The organism is Peribacillus sp. NPDC076916, from assembly GCF_050269675.1.
Classification (GTDB): domain Bacteria; phylum Bacillota; class Bacilli; order Bacillales; family DSM-1321; genus Peribacillus; species Peribacillus aracenensis.
Map to the genome: position 1 here is coordinate 469415 of NZ_JBNNIU010000002.1, position 15860 is coordinate 485274.

Annotated in this window: 16 protein-coding genes; 12 read left to right on the forward strand and 4 right to left on the reverse strand. The window is 37.4% G+C overall.

Annotated features, from left to right (window positions below; all coding sequences use genetic code 11):
- The first annotated feature begins 57 nt into the window (after positions 1–57).
- The 7 genes from ACQKFG_RS07265 (at position 58) to ACQKFG_RS07295 (ending at position 5953) form a co-directional block, all read left to right on the forward strand.
- Complete coding sequence (locus tag ACQKFG_RS07265) at positions 58–342, forward strand: hypothetical protein (RefSeq protein WP_192205233.1); 285 nt, start codon at positions 58–60, stop codon at positions 340–342.
- 40 nt (positions 343–382) lie between these two features.
- A complete protein-coding gene (locus ACQKFG_RS07270; RefSeq protein WP_427557430.1) occupies positions 383–1729 on the forward strand; it encodes a 6-phospho-beta-glucosidase in 1347 nt (448 codons plus the stop codon).
- Between the two features lie 80 nt (positions 1730–1809).
- Positions 1810–2139, forward strand: a complete 330-nt coding sequence (locus ACQKFG_RS07275) for a PTS lactose/cellobiose transporter subunit IIA (RefSeq protein WP_427557433.1) — start codon at positions 1810–1812, stop codon at positions 2137–2139.
- Positions 2140–2154: 15 nt separating this feature from the next.
- Complete coding sequence (locus ACQKFG_RS07280; protein ID WP_427557436.1) at positions 2155–3264, forward strand: DUF871 domain-containing protein; 1110 nt, start codon at positions 2155–2157, stop codon at positions 3262–3264.
- Between the two features lie 34 nt (positions 3265–3298).
- On the forward strand, positions 3299–4195 hold the full coding sequence (locus ACQKFG_RS07285) for an N-acetylglucosamine kinase (protein WP_427557439.1): 897 nt from the start codon (positions 3299–3301) through the stop codon (positions 4193–4195).
- A 25-nt stretch (positions 4196–4220) separates the two neighbouring features.
- Positions 4221–5087 carry a MurR/RpiR family transcriptional regulator gene (locus ACQKFG_RS07290; RefSeq protein ID WP_349728144.1) on the forward strand — a complete coding sequence of 289 codons (867 nt, stop codon included), beginning with the start codon at positions 4221–4223 and terminating at the stop codon, positions 5085–5087.
- A 128-nt stretch (positions 5088–5215) separates the two neighbouring features.
- On the forward strand, positions 5216–5953 hold the full coding sequence (locus ACQKFG_RS07295; protein ID WP_427557442.1) for a GntR family transcriptional regulator: 738 nt from the start codon (positions 5216–5218) through the stop codon (positions 5951–5953).
- A gap of 177 nt (positions 5954–6130) precedes the next feature.
- Here the strand turns inward: ACQKFG_RS07295 and ACQKFG_RS07300 are convergent, their stop codons facing one another.
- Together ACQKFG_RS07300 and ACQKFG_RS07305 are read right to left on the reverse strand one after the other, a co-directional pair.
- Entirely contained in the window at positions 6131–7336 is a 1206-nt protein-coding gene (locus ACQKFG_RS07300; protein ID WP_192205227.1) for an MFS transporter, read from the reverse strand.
- Positions 7337–7361: 25 nt separating this feature from the next.
- Entirely contained in the window at positions 7362–7943 is a 582-nt protein-coding gene (locus ACQKFG_RS07305) for a TetR/AcrR family transcriptional regulator (RefSeq protein ID WP_192205226.1), read from the reverse strand.
- Positions 7944–8373: 430 nt separating this feature from the next.
- Here ACQKFG_RS07305 and ACQKFG_RS07310 point away from each other — a divergent pair, with 430 nt between their 5' ends.
- Positions 8374–9114, forward strand: coding sequence for a VCBS repeat-containing protein (locus ACQKFG_RS07310; protein WP_427558223.1), 741 nt, complete (start codon positions 8374–8376; stop codon positions 9112–9114).
- Between the two features lie 202 nt (positions 9115–9316).
- Here ACQKFG_RS07310 and ACQKFG_RS07315 read toward each other — a convergent pair whose 3' ends face one another.
- Both ACQKFG_RS07315 and ACQKFG_RS07320 read right to left on the reverse strand, forming a co-directional pair.
- Entirely contained in the window at positions 9317–9937 is a 621-nt protein-coding gene (locus ACQKFG_RS07315) for an NAD(P)-dependent oxidoreductase (protein ID WP_427557446.1), read from the reverse strand.
- A 225-nt stretch (positions 9938–10162) separates the two neighbouring features.
- On the reverse strand, positions 10163–10333 hold the full coding sequence (locus ACQKFG_RS07320; protein WP_349728148.1) for a hypothetical protein: 171 nt from the start codon (positions 10331–10333) through the stop codon (positions 10163–10165).
- A gap of 270 nt (positions 10334–10603) precedes the next feature.
- Between ACQKFG_RS07320 and ACQKFG_RS07325 the strand changes: the two genes are divergently transcribed.
- The 4 genes from ACQKFG_RS07325 to ACQKFG_RS07340 all read left to right on the forward strand — a co-directional run bounded on the left by ACQKFG_RS07325 (position 10604) and on the right by ACQKFG_RS07340 (position 15599).
- Positions 10604–11593, forward strand: coding sequence for an MBL fold metallo-hydrolase (locus ACQKFG_RS07325; RefSeq protein WP_427557449.1), 990 nt, complete (start codon positions 10604–10606; stop codon positions 11591–11593).
- Positions 11594–12040: 447 nt separating this feature from the next.
- Complete coding sequence (locus ACQKFG_RS07330; RefSeq protein WP_427557452.1) at positions 12041–12772, forward strand: GntR family transcriptional regulator; 732 nt, start codon at positions 12041–12043, stop codon at positions 12770–12772.
- Positions 12773–13186: 414 nt separating this feature from the next.
- Positions 13187–14236 carry a LacI family DNA-binding transcriptional regulator gene (locus ACQKFG_RS07335; RefSeq protein ID WP_427557455.1) on the forward strand — a complete coding sequence of 350 codons (1050 nt, stop codon included), beginning with the start codon at positions 13187–13189 and terminating at the stop codon, positions 14234–14236.
- An 85-nt stretch (positions 14237–14321) separates the two neighbouring features.
- Positions 14322–15599: a Gfo/Idh/MocA family protein gene (locus ACQKFG_RS07340; protein ID WP_427557458.1), complete on the forward strand. Its 1278-nt coding sequence runs from the start codon at positions 14322–14324 to the stop codon at positions 15597–15599.
- Positions 15600–15860 lie beyond the last annotated feature (261 nt).

Genomic DNA, 15860 nt, shown 5'->3' on the forward strand with positions numbered 1-15860 from the left:
GGGAGTTTGGGACTAAATGCTCCAAACTCCTTTTATGAATTGAGAGGGGGAAAGAACATGAATTCAACTTCCAGAATCCACTTTTTTAGTTACAAAAGTGCCTTTCTATTTTTTAGCTTCATTCTTGTTTTTAATTTTATCTTTAACAGATTAATGGATGCCTTTGAGATAAATGAACAATTATCACTATACATGGGAAATACCTTTGCCATAAGCGCAGGATTGACGATGGTTGTTTGTTTTGTTGAAGGTAAGTTTAAAAACAAGAAACAAGCAGCACTATTATTCTTGTCTTTATTAGCGGTAAGCGCATTGGTTTGTTATGCAATCATCTATAAATAAATGAAGAATTCAGATTAGCTTACAATGAGGTGTTAGGGGAATGGAAATGGAAAACGGGTTGAAGATTGCCACAATTGGTGGAGGCTCCAGTTATACACCAGAATTAATAGAAGGTTTTATTAAACGATATGATGAGTTGCCTATTAGAGAACTGTGGTTAGTGGATATTGAGGCAGGAAAAGAAAAACTGGAGATTGTAGGAACATTAGCAAAACGTATGGTTGAAAAAGCAGGACTTCCAATGGAAATACATCTAACGTTAGATCGCCGTCAAGCCTTGCAAAATGCGGATTTTGTCACAACGCAAATGAGAGTGGGTTTACTTGATGCACGAATCAAGGACGAGCGGATCCCATTGGAATTAGGCTTAATTGGTCAAGAAACAAATGGCGCAGGAGGATTGTCCAAAGCATTACGAACTATCCCCATTCTTCTGGAAATTGCAGAAGAAATGCAGGAGCTCTGCCCGGATGCATGGTTAATTAATTTCACAAATCCAGCTGGGATGGTAACGGAAGCCCTTCTCCGCTACAGCAAGCATAAAAAAGTCATTGGGGTATGCAATGTTCCATTTAATATGCATATGTCTATTTCTGACATGCTTGGTGTTGATATGAAGAGAGTGCACATGGATTTCGCCGGGTTAAACCATATGGTATTCGGGATGCATGTGTTCGTTGATGATGAAGAAGTCACGGATAAAGTGCTTGAAATGCTTGGCAATCCTGAAATTCAACTGACGATGAAGAATATTGCCCCATTGGCTTGGAACAGAAGATTTTTGAAATCTTTAGGAGTGGTGCCTTGCCCGTACCATCGTTATTATTACAAAACAAAAACGATTTTAGAAGAAGAGTTGGAAGCATTCAAATCAGGGAAAACTCGAGCAGAAGTTGTGAAAAAACTGGAAGAAGGTTTGTTTGACCTATACAAGGATGAAACCCTTGACATCAAGCCTCCACAATTAGAGCAACGTGGTGGGGCTTACTATAGTGATGCAGCGTGTAACGTCATTTCTTCCATTTATAATGATAAAAAAGACATTCAAGTGCTAAATGTACCAAACAAAGGATCGCTTACGGATATAGATCATGATTCAGCAGTCGAAGTAAGTTGTATCGTCACCAAAAATGGACCAATTCCTTTATCCATGGGTAAATTACCCATACAAGTGCTTGGCTTAATTCAACAAATCAAATCATTTGAAAGAATTGGTGCTGAGGCAGCCGTTACAGGTTCTTATGATAAAGCGTTATTAGCTTTAACGATTAACCCGCTTATTCCAAGTGATGACTTGGCGGAAATTGTTTTACAAAAACTTTTAAAAGCGCATCAAGAATACTTACCACGATTTTTCAGTGAAAATGCTGTACCGAACATCAAGTGAATGGTGTTTTAAACAGTAAACTTGGATTACAGTATTCCAATGAACCTTCAAAATCTAACATAAAATAGGAGTGTAATGATATGTCAACTGAAGTGAACAATAACGAAATGGAAATTTTTGAGATAATATCACATAGTGGAAATGCGAGGGGTTTAGCATTCGACGCACTGAAAGAAGCGGAAGAATTCAATTTTGAAAAGGCAGAGGATCTAATTAAACAGGGTCAGGAGGAATTGAACTTGGCCCATAAAACACAAACCAAACTGATTCAAGCAGAATTGAATGGAGTTCCAAGTGAGAAAACATTATTAATGATTCATGCTCAGGATCACTTAATGACGGCAATGAGTGAACAAAAGCTAATTGAACATATGATTCGCATTGTAAAAAAGCTAGCTCCACAACAGTAAAGAGGTGATTAAATAATGGGTAAACTCGGTATTTCTATCTATCCAGAGCATTCAACCGTTGAAAAAGACATGGAATACATTGCACTTGCACACAAATATGGATTCAAAAAGATCTTTACTTGCTTGCTATCCGTCGAAGGTGACAAAGAGAAGATTTTAAAAGAATTTAAAGAAACGATTCGTTATGCCAATCAATTGAATATGGAAGTGATGGTCGATATTGCTCCCCGAGTATTCGGTTCGCTAGGCATTTCGTATAAAGACTTATCGTTTTTTGCAGAATTAGGTGCGTATGGGATCAGGCTGGACATGGGCTTTACAGGTAACGAAGAGTCGATTATGACACATAATCCATATGGTCTCAAAATTGAAATAAATATGAGCAATGCAACAAAATATTTAGAAAATATTATCGATTACAAACCAAATAAAGAGAATTTAGTAGGATCGCATAACTTCTATCCTCATCGCTATGCAGGGCTGAGCTATCCTCATTTTATAAAATGCTGTGAGTCATTCAAAAAGCATAATATCCGCACCGCAGCTTTCATAAGCTCACATGCAGCAACGTACGGACCTTGGCCTATCATGGAAGGGCTATGTACATTGGAAATGCACCGGGAATTGCCCATTACGACACAAGCGAAACACTTGTATGCGACAGGGTTGATTGATGATGTAATTATTGCAAATGCCTACGCATCCGAAGATGAATTGAAGGAGCTTAGCCTGTTAAACAGCGGTCTGTTAACATTTAATGTTAACCTTCACGACACCATAACAGCTTTAGAGAAAAAAATAGTATTGGAAGAATTCCATTTTTACCGTGGTGATGTTTCCGATTACCTTATTCGCTCGACTCAATCACGAGTGAAATATAAGGGCGAAGAATTTAAACCAACATATACCCCTGATATTAGACGTGGTGATATTTTAATTGAAAATGATCTCTATGGACAATATAAAGGGGAACTGCAGATTGCATTGAAGGAAATGAAGAATTCGGGGAAAACAAATGTAGTTGGCCGAATAGCGGAAGAGGAAATCTTTCTCCTCGATTATTTGGAACCATGGGGGAAATTTCAATTCGATGTTAATGGAGAATCTTCAGGGAAGGAAGGGTAATTTCCTTCCCTTTTTTACTGAATAGGAGAATGATATGAATTATATTATCGGTGTTGACGGCGGTGGCACTAAAACTGAAGCAGTGGCCTATGATTTAAAGGGAAATAAAATAAGTGTAGGCAAAGCGGGGTATGGTAACCTGCTTATAGATGAAAAACAAGCCATCGCTAACATTATACAGGCAATTGAACAATGCATAACGCCTATTGATAATGGAAGCTGCCATTACATTTGCTTAGGTCTAGCCGGGTATGGAGGAGTTGAAAATCCGCAGGGCATAAAACGTGCATTAAGCAAGGCATTTAATGCCCCGTTCACGATTGTAAATGATGGAATTATCGCTCATGCTGCTTTACTAAAAGGAAATGATGGCATTTTGACCATATCCGGAACTGGATCTTTAAGTATCGGCATCCATAAAGGTATCGAGAAATCTTCTGGAGGCTGGGGACACATTCTTGGGGATGAAGGAAGTGGCTACTGGATCGCCATGCAGGCTTTTATAAAAATGACGAAAGAAGAGGATGAGGGATATGAATATAGCCATTTAACCAAGACAATACTTAAAAAACTTGGGCTTCATAGTGTAATGCAACTGAAGAAATTCATTTATTCCGCCACGAAATCCGAGATTGCCGCGTTTGTTCCCCTAATTGTCCAACATGCGGAGAAGGGCGAAGGTTTCTCGCAAAATATTCTGAATCAGGCTGGGTACCACCTTTCAAAACAAACGCTTGAGGTTATCAAGAAGTTAAAGTTAAGTGAGAATGTTACAATTGCGATAAAAGGTAGCATATTGACAAATATACCATTGGTGCAAAGCTCTTTCATCAATCATATTAAACTTGAAAAACCAAATGTGAAATTTGTTTTGGATGACGTATCAGCTACCTTGGGTGGTTACTACATAGCAGTGAAGCAGTTAAAGTAAGTAAAGATCAAGGAGAGTAAACGATATGCCCGTTGAAAATATTTTATTGAGAATTGAAAGTTTATTGAACCAGTTGCCTAATTCAGAAAGGAAAATTGCCCAATATATCCTAGAAAATCCACAAGATATTATAAGAATGACGATACATGAATTAGCTGACCATGCCAATGCCAGCAGTTCTGCAGTAACGAGATTCTGTCATTCGATAAAAGTTAACAGTTTTTCAGAACTGAAGGTATCCCTATCATCACTGATTTCCCAACCGGAGAAAAAAGGTTTCCATGACATTGAGCCTAATGAAACAATAGCGTCCATCAAAAATAAAATAGTGTCCAACTCTGTCCAAGCTATCCAGGAAACGGCACATTATTTGGATGAGACCGTTCTTGACAATATCATTGAAACCATGAGAAGTGCAGATGTGATTTATGTTTATGGATTAGGGGCATCATGGCTAGTTGCTGAAGATATTACACAGAAATGGTTACGGTTAGGTAAGATTGTAAGTGCTAATCAAGACCCGCATATTACGGCCACAGCACTCGCTGCATCATCAAAGAATACCGTTTTTTTCTGTATTTCCAATAGTGGCGAAACTGAAGAAGTTCTGGAACTCGTTGATATTGCTAAAGCATATGGAATTAAAACAATTGGTTTATCACGATTGGGGAACAATGGGCTAACTAAAAAAGTTGATATGTCCCTAAATCATGTACGTGCTCCTGAGGCAAAATTCCGAAGTGCTGCAACAAGTTCGCTTTTTGCACAATTTCTAACGGTCAGCATTATTTTCTATGCGTACGTTTCAAAATTCTATGATGAAAATAAAAATGAAATTGAACGTTCAAGGGAATCGGTATTGAAATTCACAAAAAGGAATTTGGATACTTAAATATAAGTCTTGTCTTATCGTGTTTATTAGCATCGATAGGGATCATCGAACGGAATTTTAGCTTGAGATGTTTCCGAACAGGATGCCTTGTAAAATTTACATCACGATGAAAGGAAGATGTGCGCTAAATGATCCAAAAGAATTCCCCGAGTCCCATTTATCATCAACTTGAAGAGGAGATTAAAGGAGCGATTCAAAACCTTGAATTGGTGCCAGGAGAGATGATTCCTTCAGAAAAAGAATATACTGAAAAATATGGAATAAGCAGGATGACGGTGAGACAGGCGATTTCTAACCTCGTAAATGGCGGTTATTTATACAGGCAGCGCGGAAAAGGAACATTCGTTGCCCAACAAATATTGGAGCAGCCCTTGCAAGGATTAACAAACTTTTCAGAGGATATGATATCAAGAGGACATAAACCAAGTACACGAGTCATCAGTTTTTCAGAGGTCAATGCTGATCATGAACTTGCTGCAAAGCTTGAGATTGAAGAAGGAACTCCTATTTTCGAACTGGAACGTGTAAGGCTTGCTGATCAGTTGCCGATGGCATTTGAAAGGCTATACATCTCAAAAGATCTTGCCCCGGATCTAACGGTAGAAATGGCCGTGAGTTCCATACATGACTATGTTAAAAAAACCTTCGGCTTACAAATCCAGCATGGCAGACAGATAATTGAAGCCTCCATCGCTCAAAAAAAAGAGGCGGAAATGCTCGAGGTAGTCGAAGGTTCCCCTATTTTGCTGATAGAACGAAGAATTATCCTGGATACGAATCGACCTCTTGGGGTTGTCAGATCTGTCTACCGTGCAGATCGATATAAATTCAGAATTAATTTGGAGCGTATATCACCAGTAATATAAAACAGAATCCCACTTTTAAATAATAATAATAGCAAAAATGACTAATCTGGATAAGTTAAACCCCTTGGCCAATATGGACAAGGGGTTTTTTAGTAGAATATCATTTTTCAAGTTTGAGAGTTTTCCAGCCCGAAAAGTAAAGGTGCATTTAAAATCTAAGGAATTCGATCCGGGACATTAATATTTCGCTAAGCTTTCTGTCAATCGGTTTTCTTTCCAAATGACTGTAATGCCAAGGCCAATGACGATAATGACAGCAGCAAAAAGATAAGGGTAGTGAATGTTTACGTCAAACAACAATCCTCCCATGGATGGCCCGGCGATATTTCCTAAGCTCGTATAGGTGGAGTTCATTCCAGCAACGAATCCTTGTTCTTTCCCGGCAGCTTTTGATAAAAATGTCGTCAATGCCGGACGAAGCAGGTCAAATGCAAGGAAGATGAAGCAAGTTACCACTAGAACTGCCAAAAAGCTGGAAATCATAGTGGACGCTACCGCAAAAATGGCACCGACAATTAAACATAATTGGATAAGCTTCTTTTCGCCGAGAATATCCACCAGTTTTCCAAACATGAATACTTGCACAATAACTCCGAAAATAGAGCTTATTGTAATGATTATTGCAATATCCTTCGGCGTGAAGCCGAATTTATGATCAGAAAATAGGCTAAAAACAGTTTCATAGGCTGATAAACCAAAAGCGAGTACAAATACGATGATGAACGCAATAAAGTAAAGCGGGTTTAGTGATTTTTTTAAATCGCCCATAAAGTTTGTTTGGTTAATATTTGCAGAAACTTTTGCAAGCTGTTCCTTTGTCATCGGCTCTTTTAAAATGAATATTGATGAAAGGCATGCTACAAAAGCAATGGCCGCCGCAAGGAAGAAGGGCAAGCGTATACCATATTCTGCAACAAAGCCACCGATCCCTGGCCCAATTATAAAGCCCAAGCTAATGGCAGCTGAAATATAGCCCATTGCTTTTGGCCTTTCCTGAACGGATGTAATATCCGCAACATATGCAGTAACACCTGGCATGATAAAGGCGGCACTTATTCCCCCTAGGACCCTTGATAAATAAAACACCGATACGTTTGTCCCTACACCGAAGATAAGTTCTGAAACACCAAAAAGGAATAAGCCGATGATGATGATTTTCTTTCTCCCATAACGGTCAACCCAACGACCTGCGAATGGAGACATAACAAGCTGTGATACCGCAAATACGGCAACAAGATAGCCCATCGTACTTCCTGATAAATGCATGATATTCATAAATGACGGCATGACGGGGATGATGAGTCCAATTCCCAGAAAAGCAATGAATATATTGCTTAGAAGAATAATTAATACCGCCTTTTGTTCTTTAATTGGTTTATTCATGTGTTAACACCACTTTCGTTGTGAATCATTCTTGTGAAATACCTCTCCAAAACACTTTCCAAGAGGCTGCCAATTTTTCCTTCAGCCGTTTCTCATCATTGCCGTATACAAGCTCAAGCAAAATGGAATCCACTACTCCCAAGAAAGCATAGGTCGGAGTTATGGCTGCATCTTCGACGATTAATTTGGCATTGATCCAATCCTGGAATTTACATTCCAGAATTGCCTGCACCTTTTCCTCGATATCTATGACTTCCTGCTCGATTTCTTTTTCAAGATGCGCTGGCGGAAAAAAGGACATACGCAGCCAAAACTTTATATGCTCATTTTTTTGGAAAAGATCGATGACCAATTGCAGGAATCCGTATAAATCTTTTTCAGGATTTTTTGAATCGACTTTACTGAAATATTGGAGTTTCGAAGATAGCTCCGTCTCTTTCGCATCACGTAAAACTTGCAGAAAAAGATCATCCTTGCCTTTAAAATGGGCGTAAATGGATTGCTTTTTCATGCCGACTTCTTCAGCTATTAGAGAAAGGGACGCTCCTTCATAACCATGAATCGTGAAAAATTTTAGAGCGGCTTCCTTAATTTCATTACTTTTCAATAATATCACCTCATAATTTAACGAACGTTCGTCAGTTATAATAGCAAATTAAATAAATATATGCAAGCGAAAAAAGTTCATAAAAAGGTATTAGGCAACAGAAATCATTCATAATAAGGGTACTAAATTTGAAAAGGACAATATTGTTGTTTCCAGCAATAGATATGTACTCAAGATTATTCACTAAATTCCCGCATACAATTCATATGGATAATAAAGTGAGACAGGTGGGATGAAGTTGGATACGTATGACATCAGAAAAGTGATTCATTACTATTACACAAAAATACAAAAAACGAATGATCCCTATTATTGGTACTGTTTGGCTGAGACTCAAAGAAGAGCCGGTTTAACAAGTGAAGCGGTGCAAACAATCGATAACGCCTTGTCGTTTCCAAATCCTTATCCTTCAAAGCAGGAACTGCTAGACATGCAATTGAGCCTCCAATCTGCTCTTTCAAGAGAAATGAATTTGTACAGAACAGTCACAGTGACCTCAAAGCAAGGCGATATTGATGGGGATGGGATAAAGGACAATGTTTTTCTTACCGCAAACAAAACCCCTGATAGCCCCTTTTGGAGGAATATAACTTTGGTTATCCAAAAGGGGAGGACTGATCAATATGAACATGTTCCCATGAAAAATAACGGAGGATATAATCCGACCCTTTTTCTTGGTGATTTTACAGGTAACAAAGGGGATGACATTTTAGTGGTCATTGATGCAGGAGGAAGCGGTGGTTCCATTTATGCGTATGTTTTTTCATATCTTAACGGTCAACTCATGACCATCTTTAATTCAGACGCATTCAATGGAACCTATAAATATGCTGTTAATTATGAAGACCAATACAAGGCAAAGGTGAACAGTTATTACCTTAAAGAAAGGTACATTCTTGACCTTACTTATAAAGGTAAGGAAAATTTATCTGAAATTTATAACAAGGTTGGTGTATTGAAGGCGCCGATAGATGGATGGGTCAATCCTTTATCTGGTTTATATCCGGTTGATTACAATAGGGATGGCATATATGAGCTCGAAGCGTATCAGAAGATCGCAGGGAGGTACAATGCTGACTCACTAGGATTTGTACAGACTGTATTGAAATGGAACGGGCTAGAGTTTGCTCCTGACAGGCAGAATGTGGCTATTTTTGGAGGGGAAATATAGCACAATGGAATGGAAGGTTCTTGAACAAGGTACGGGCGAAATCTTCGCCCTAATGAAACCGGAAAATATTCTTGGCAATGGTTCAGCTGACTGTGTGCATTTACAATAATTGTACCGGCTTTAAAAGGACGAGATGGTTTCTTTACTTCATCTAAGATTAAACAAATATTTTTTCAAAGGGGAGTATCAATAATTGGAATTATTAGTAGGCAATACCTACTCGTGATTTTAAATAATCACTACTTTTTATTTGGCTAAATGCAAATTCCGCTGTATCCGGCACGGATATTTCAACCCCATTCTCCTGTAAAAAGTCACCTTCCACACGATATGTACCTACACTTTCTCCATCCGGCAAATATGTAGGGCAGACAATAGTCCATTGAAGTGTTGATTGTTTCAGCATTTCGTAAACTTGATGATGTTCTTTCGCTGCGCGGGTAGACTTCTGCTTAGATTCACGTGACTGATAACGCAAAGTATTTGGGGTTGTTCTACTTTGCAGGATACCTGCTGTTCCAATGGTAATAATTCGTTGGATACCTTCGTTTTCCATTGCTTCAATAATTAGTGGCATACTTGCTGATAAAGTGGTTGTCCCATCAGTATTCAGTGCACTAAAAACTACATCAATCCCATGCATGGCACGTCTGATATCATCTTTATTTAAAGCATTACCTTGAATAATGGTTAAATTGTCATCGTTCATTCCAATCTTCTCTGGAGTGCGAACCAAAACTGTAACATGATGTCTGTCTTGGAGACTATAAGTAACTAATTGCCCCCCAACTCGTCCAGTTCCACCCAAAATTAAAATATTCAAGAAACGAACCTCCTTTTGCGAATACAATCATTCCACTAACATTATATCGTCATTTTCAATTAATGAAACGTTAGTGCATTAAGACATCATAATTCAGAGTCTTACTGTTAAGGAAATGTACGTTGATGAAAATACAAAATGGCCCCCTCAAAAGCTTAATAGGGGCCCGATTGAATTAGAATAACAACATTTCTTAAACAAGATATTAGCGACCAGAGTTTCTCCTTAATATTCCTGTCCTTCTTTCAATTTTAGATAAGAATCAACTGAGTCATCTAATAATTTTTCGCGAATGGGATCTTCATTGACATCAGTATCCACTTCCATTCCGTTGTAATGTAATTTACTAACCTGACTTTTATGTTGAGCTGGATTATGGTTTTTTTTGTTTGGCATATAAACTCCTTCTTTAACAGATACTTTTCTTTAGTATGAACAATTGTTCCAATAAGAAATCCAATATTCTGTACGATTATTTCAGCTTGGGTCCTGTTGTCTTGATGGAAGGTTGAATTAGTATATAGGATTTTACTTTGGGAGTTATTGACTGAATATTATAAATATTGTAACATTCAGTTTGTGGACGCATTTATAAAACTATGTTTTATATTAAAAACAAGTAAAATGTTCTTCCATGAGTAAAGAAAAAATAAGGAGGTTTTTGATATGAAGAAAAGAATAAAGAATATTTCTTTTATTTTTTTGTTGGGAGCTTTAATAGTTCTATCATTATCATTATTTCTTCCTTCATTTGGCCAAACAGCTGAACAGCAAACCGACTTTAAAGTAACGCTATTAGGAACAGGTTCTCCTCTTTTAAGTACAACCCGCTCCGGCCCATCTACACTTGTAGAAGTTGGTGATGAAAAACTCCTCTTTGATGCTGGACGTGGTACTGCTTTACAATTATATAAAGCGAATCTGTTACCTGGCAGTGTTGACAAGTTATTTCTTACTCATTTACATTCGGATCATACAATCGGCATACCAGACGTATGGCTTACAGGTTCTTTACCAACAGGAGGGAAAAGAGACCAAGCATTTAACATTTGGGGACCTAAGGGAACCGAGAAAATGATGTTACATATGAATAAAGCATTTAAAGCCGATTTGGATGCAAGAGATGATTCTGGAAATGGAAATGTAGAAGGAGCAAGTATCGCCGCAAATGATATCAAGGAGGGGATCGTCTATAAAAGAAAAGGAATTGAAGTGATAGCCTTCAAGGTAGACCATAAATCAATTGAGCCCGCTTTCGGTTATCGGATTAATTACAAAGGACATTCAGTAGTTATCTCAGGTGACACCCGCTATAATGAAAACCTAATTACATTTGCTAAAGGTGCCGAAGTAGTTATTCATGAGGTTGCAGCTGCAAAACCTGATAATGAATCAGGTTCAATCGCCAATATACTTGATCTTCACACTACACCGGAGGAAGCAGGTAAAGTCTTTAGCCAAATACAACCAAAACTTGCTGTGTACTCACATATAGTATTATTGGGTGGATTAACAGAGGAAAAAGCTAATTTGCTTGAAAGAACTAAAAAAACATATGGAGGAACTGTTTTAGTAGGTGAGGATTTGTTGTCCATTGAAATAGGAGACAATGTTCAAGTACAGCAGCCAGGAATCGAGGCGACCCCGGGGAATTAAAACAGACCAGTTTCAGCTATATCATGAAAGAGAGGGCTTACTTCAAAGGGAGGTTGCTGTTGCAACCTTTTTTCTTATGTTACTAAAGGGGCAGGCAGTTAATAAAAATACCGATAGGCATTTCATTTATTTAATTTCGAGATGCGAAAAACTTAATTTTATCTTTTGCAATCGTTTTTAAACGAATGGAAATCAAGAGAGAAATTGTAATCAGCAATCATAGCAACATGCCAATCACCCAAATAACAATAAAAGGTACCACGTGCTATTCCTACAATACATCACCAAAAATAAAAGGAAATAAATATAATGAGGATGCAATCTGCTAACCCAACCACTAACAAAAATCCCCAAGCCAACGGCACTTGTTGGGTTGACACTATAAGTGTTGATGATATAATTTATTATAGGAATGTTAGTATTGGATGGAAGGTAGGCTTAATTATAATGAAACCACTGCAGCATGACAGTGTAATTCCACTTTATCACCAATTAATGGAGAGGCTGAAGGGTTCTATTGAAAAGAGGAATTGGACGCATGGAGACAAAATCCCATCTGAAAATCAATTAATGGACCAATTCGGTGTGAGCCGGAACACAGCAAAAAAAGCAATTGAGGAGCTCGTACAGGAAGGCATCCTATACCGAATTCAAGGAAAAGGTACCTTCGTGGCAAAACCAAAATTGCAACAGTCATTGATGGGGTTTTACAGCTTTAGCAAAGTATTGAAAGAAAAGGGAATGAACCCTAAAGATATCATCCTTAAAATAGAGGAAGTTAAATCAACGGCAAAAATCAGGGAAGCGCTGCTGCTTGGAGAAGATGAGAATGTCATTGAAATGAAACGTCTTCGGTGTGCCAACGATGAGCCATATATTTTGGAATCATCTTTCATCCCAAAAAACGTGGTATCAGATACGGAGCAACTTAAAAAAGTTGGGGAAATTTCATTATATGATTTATTTTCACAACAATTTAATATCGTAGTATCCAGAGCAAAAGAGGCGTTTGAACCCGTCCTCATTCGTCCTGAAGAAAGTGAGTACCTTCAAACGGAAGTAGGCCGTCCGGCACTGTTGCTTGAACGAACTGCCTATGATTCCAATGGAATGCCTGTTGAATTTTGTATATCCATTGTACGAGGCGATCGCTGCCGCTTTTACACGGAACTTACATAAAAGTTGAATTACTCATAGCATTGTGTCTATGAGTTTTTTTAGTCCAACTTATACCAAAAACAATTAACATGAGAGATAAGAAATAATAGTACATTAAAATATAAGGGAATTGGATTTTTTTATTTATTTAAGTTGTTGGGTTGACAGGTTAACTATCGGGAGTATATATTTATATTAGTCATAATCTTCTGTTAAATATAAGTGATGTCGACAAAACGGTTTATCGGAATTTTTTTAATCTACCTTGTACCTACAACCCATTAACTTTCAAGAAAAAATGAATATGCTCTGGAACAAAATAAAACTACTCTTAAAAACATTATAAATATTCAAGGTTTTCCTTATAAAGGATAAAGATTTTTGCTATTCTTTATAAGAAAGCGCTTAAGTACATAATTAAGAGGTGTTTTATTCGTGATAAGATTAAAGGATATTGCTGAACATGTAGGTGTCTCTATTTCTACTGTTTCGAGAGTAATTCAAAATGATCAGACTCGAAATGTAAACCAGGAAACAAAAGCTAAAATTTGGGAAGCTGTTAAGGAGTTAGGGTATAAACCAAATCAGCATGCTCGAAATTTGGTTGCTAGCAAGCAAGGGAAGAATAACATAAGAACAATGAAAATTGGATGGGTGGCCAATCCAAAACAAGCGGAAATTAACCCTTACTTTGCAAATATTTATACAGGTATTCGTGATGTATTGACAGATAATGATTACAACTTGATTAGTATAACCAGGGATGAACTTGAAAACGAGGCGTTACTTCTTAAGACTATACATGATTCGGGGATTGAAGGACTGCTTCTTATCGATAAGATTAATGACAGCATTATCGAATACATTCAACAAAATATACCTATAGTAGGATTGGACTTTTTTTATACAGATAAAAATATAGCGATTGTAGACTACGATCGCCAGGAATCCATTAGAATGGTGGTTCAGTATTTAGTTAAGCAAGGTCACCGGGAAATAGGTTTTATTGGCGGGGGTGTTAATGAAACTTTTGAAGATTTGTATACCGAACATCGTTTTAAAGGTTTTCAAAATGAGATGGAAGAAGCCGGGCTAGCCATCCAACCTGAATGGGTCATGAATACACAGTGGAAAATGGAAAATAGTTATGAGAAAATGAAAACTTTGATTAAAAGAGATCCATTGCATTTACCAACAGCAATGGTTTGTGCGAGTGACTTGATGGCCATACCTGCCATGAGAGCTGTCAGAGAAAATAAACTTAGAATTCCAGAGGATATCGCCTTTTTTGGGGTTGATAATATTGAAATGGGTAAATATTCGTCTCCACAGCTTTCGACGGTAGAAATCCCTAAATATGAAATGGGAAGAATTGCAGCTAAAACTATTATGGAAATGGTAGAAGGGAAGATTACACTTCCGATAAAAATCATTTTGCCATTTGAATTAGTATTTCGGGAATCATCTAACATAAAACGAACCTAAGCGGTTCTTTTTTTAAAATTTGTAGGAAAACGTTTGGATTGAATCAGGAAAATGATTGGAAAAACGGGAGATGGGAGATTATACCATGAAACAAATGACAGCAATAATAATCGGAGCAGGTGACAGGGGGGTAAGAGCTTATGCTCCTTATGCCATTGATTATCCTAATGAATTAAAGATCACAGGTGTGGCTGAGCCGAATAAAGAAAGAAGGATTAAATTTCAACAAGAACATAATATTTCCAATGAAAATTGTTATGACTCGTGGGAAGATGCATTCAATCCAGGAAGAAAAATTGCAGATATAGCTATAATATGTACACTTGATCGCCATCACTTTAAACCGACCATGAAAGCATTGGAACTGGGTTATCATGTTCTGTTGGAAAAGCCTATGTCTCCAGATCCAATGGAATGCATAGCGATGGAACAAGCCGCCGAAAAGTATAAACGAAATCTTACAATATGCCATGTATTAAGGTATACAGAATTTTGGGCAACAATTAAAAAGGTTATTTCCTCAGGGGAAATTGGAGAGGTAGTATCTCTGCAATTAAATGAAAATGTAGAAGTGATGCATATGTCGCATAGCTTTGTACGTGGTAATTGGAATAATAAAGAAAGAACAAGTCCAATGATTCTGCAAAAGTCATGTCATGATATGGATATTATTTCTTTTGTGATAGACAAGGAATGTAAACGCATTAGTTCATATGGTTCGCTTATGCATTTTAAGGAAGATCATGCACCAATTGGAGCGCCGCAGAGATGCTTAGATGGCTGTCCTGTTGAACATGAATGTCCATTTCATGCTGGAAGGTATTATCTTGGTGAAGGAAAAGGATGGGCAAGGAAATTTACAGAAGACTATACAAATGAAGGAATAATAAAAGCATTGAATGAAACTCCATTTGGTAAATGCGTATATCGTTCAGATAATAATGTGGTGGATCATCAAGTTGTAAATATGGAATTCGAGGGTGGAGCAACAGCAACGTTTAGTATGTGCGGGTTCACAAGGGAGCAAACTCGTATTGTTCAAATAATGGGAACAAAAGGAGAAATACGTGGGAATATGGAGGAAAATAGTATTTCGATTTTTAATTTTCTCACCAAACATGAAACGGTAATAAAATTTGACAATCCCATTGGTGGACATGGTGGTGGGGATAACAGCATCATTAGAACTTTCTTGAGAGAAATTCAATATGGAAATGAACAAGATAGTGTTTCTTCGGCACTTGCTTCAGTAAGAAGTCACCTAATGGCATTTGCTGCTGAAGAGTCAAGGTTAAAACAGGGGCAATCCATTAATATTGACGATTATTATAATAGTTTAAAAGAAAAACCAATAGGTAAGTAGTTTCCCTATATTAAGAGAGATGTACCATCTACCATTTTCTTTGGAGTTTAGATTCAAATAAAGAAAATTTGTTCACATCCTGTTTTTAATTTCCGAGCCTATTTTATTTAGTGGAGGTGGTAAGCCCTATACAAATCGCATTCGTACGTATTTCTCAGTTATGCAGTGAAAAAGTTTTAAAGGATGAAATAAATGTAAGGGTTATCATGGGGGATTTGTCATAAAACCATTCATGTTTTAGGAGTACTTACTTAACTTTAT

What these genes read in the sequence shown, in the direction of transcription:
- ACQKFG_RS07330 (WP_427557452.1), top strand. Translation starts at nt 12,041, where the DNA reads ATGAAACCACTGCAGCATGACAGTGTAATTCCACTTTATCACCAATTA.
- ACQKFG_RS07295 (WP_427557442.1), top strand. Translation starts at nt 5,216, where the DNA reads ATGATCCAAAAGAATTCCCCGAGTCCCATTTATCATCAACTTGAAGAG.
- ACQKFG_RS07265 (WP_192205233.1), top strand. Translation starts at nt 58, where the DNA reads ATGAATTCAACTTCCAGAATCCACTTTTTTAGTTACAAAAGTGCCTTT.
- ACQKFG_RS07310 (WP_427558223.1), top strand. Translation starts at nt 8,374, where the DNA reads ATGCAATTGAGCCTCCAATCTGCTCTTTCAAGAGAAATGAATTTGTAC.
- ACQKFG_RS07285 (WP_427557439.1), top strand. Translation starts at nt 3,299, where the DNA reads ATGAATTATATTATCGGTGTTGACGGCGGTGGCACTAAAACTGAAGCA.
- ACQKFG_RS07325 (WP_427557449.1), top strand. Translation starts at nt 10,604, where the DNA reads ATGAAGAAAAGAATAAAGAATATTTCTTTTATTTTTTTGTTGGGAGCT.
- ACQKFG_RS07270 (WP_427557430.1), top strand. Translation starts at nt 383, where the DNA reads ATGGAAATGGAAAACGGGTTGAAGATTGCCACAATTGGTGGAGGCTCC.
- ACQKFG_RS07275 (WP_427557433.1), top strand. Translation starts at nt 1,810, where the DNA reads ATGTCAACTGAAGTGAACAATAACGAAATGGAAATTTTTGAGATAATA.
- ACQKFG_RS07340 (WP_427557458.1), top strand. Translation starts at nt 14,322, where the DNA reads ATGAAACAAATGACAGCAATAATAATCGGAGCAGGTGACAGGGGGGTA.
- ACQKFG_RS07290 (WP_349728144.1), top strand. Translation starts at nt 4,221, where the DNA reads ATGCCCGTTGAAAATATTTTATTGAGAATTGAAAGTTTATTGAACCAG.
- ACQKFG_RS07280 (WP_427557436.1), top strand. Translation starts at nt 2,155, where the DNA reads ATGGGTAAACTCGGTATTTCTATCTATCCAGAGCATTCAACCGTTGAA.
- ACQKFG_RS07320 (WP_349728148.1), bottom strand. Translation starts at nt 10,333, where the DNA reads ATGCCAAACAAAAAAAACCATAATCCAGCTCAACATAAAAGTCAGGTT.
- ACQKFG_RS07300 (WP_192205227.1), bottom strand. Translation starts at nt 7,336, where the DNA reads ATGAATAAACCAATTAAAGAACAAAAGGCGGTATTAATTATTCTTCTA.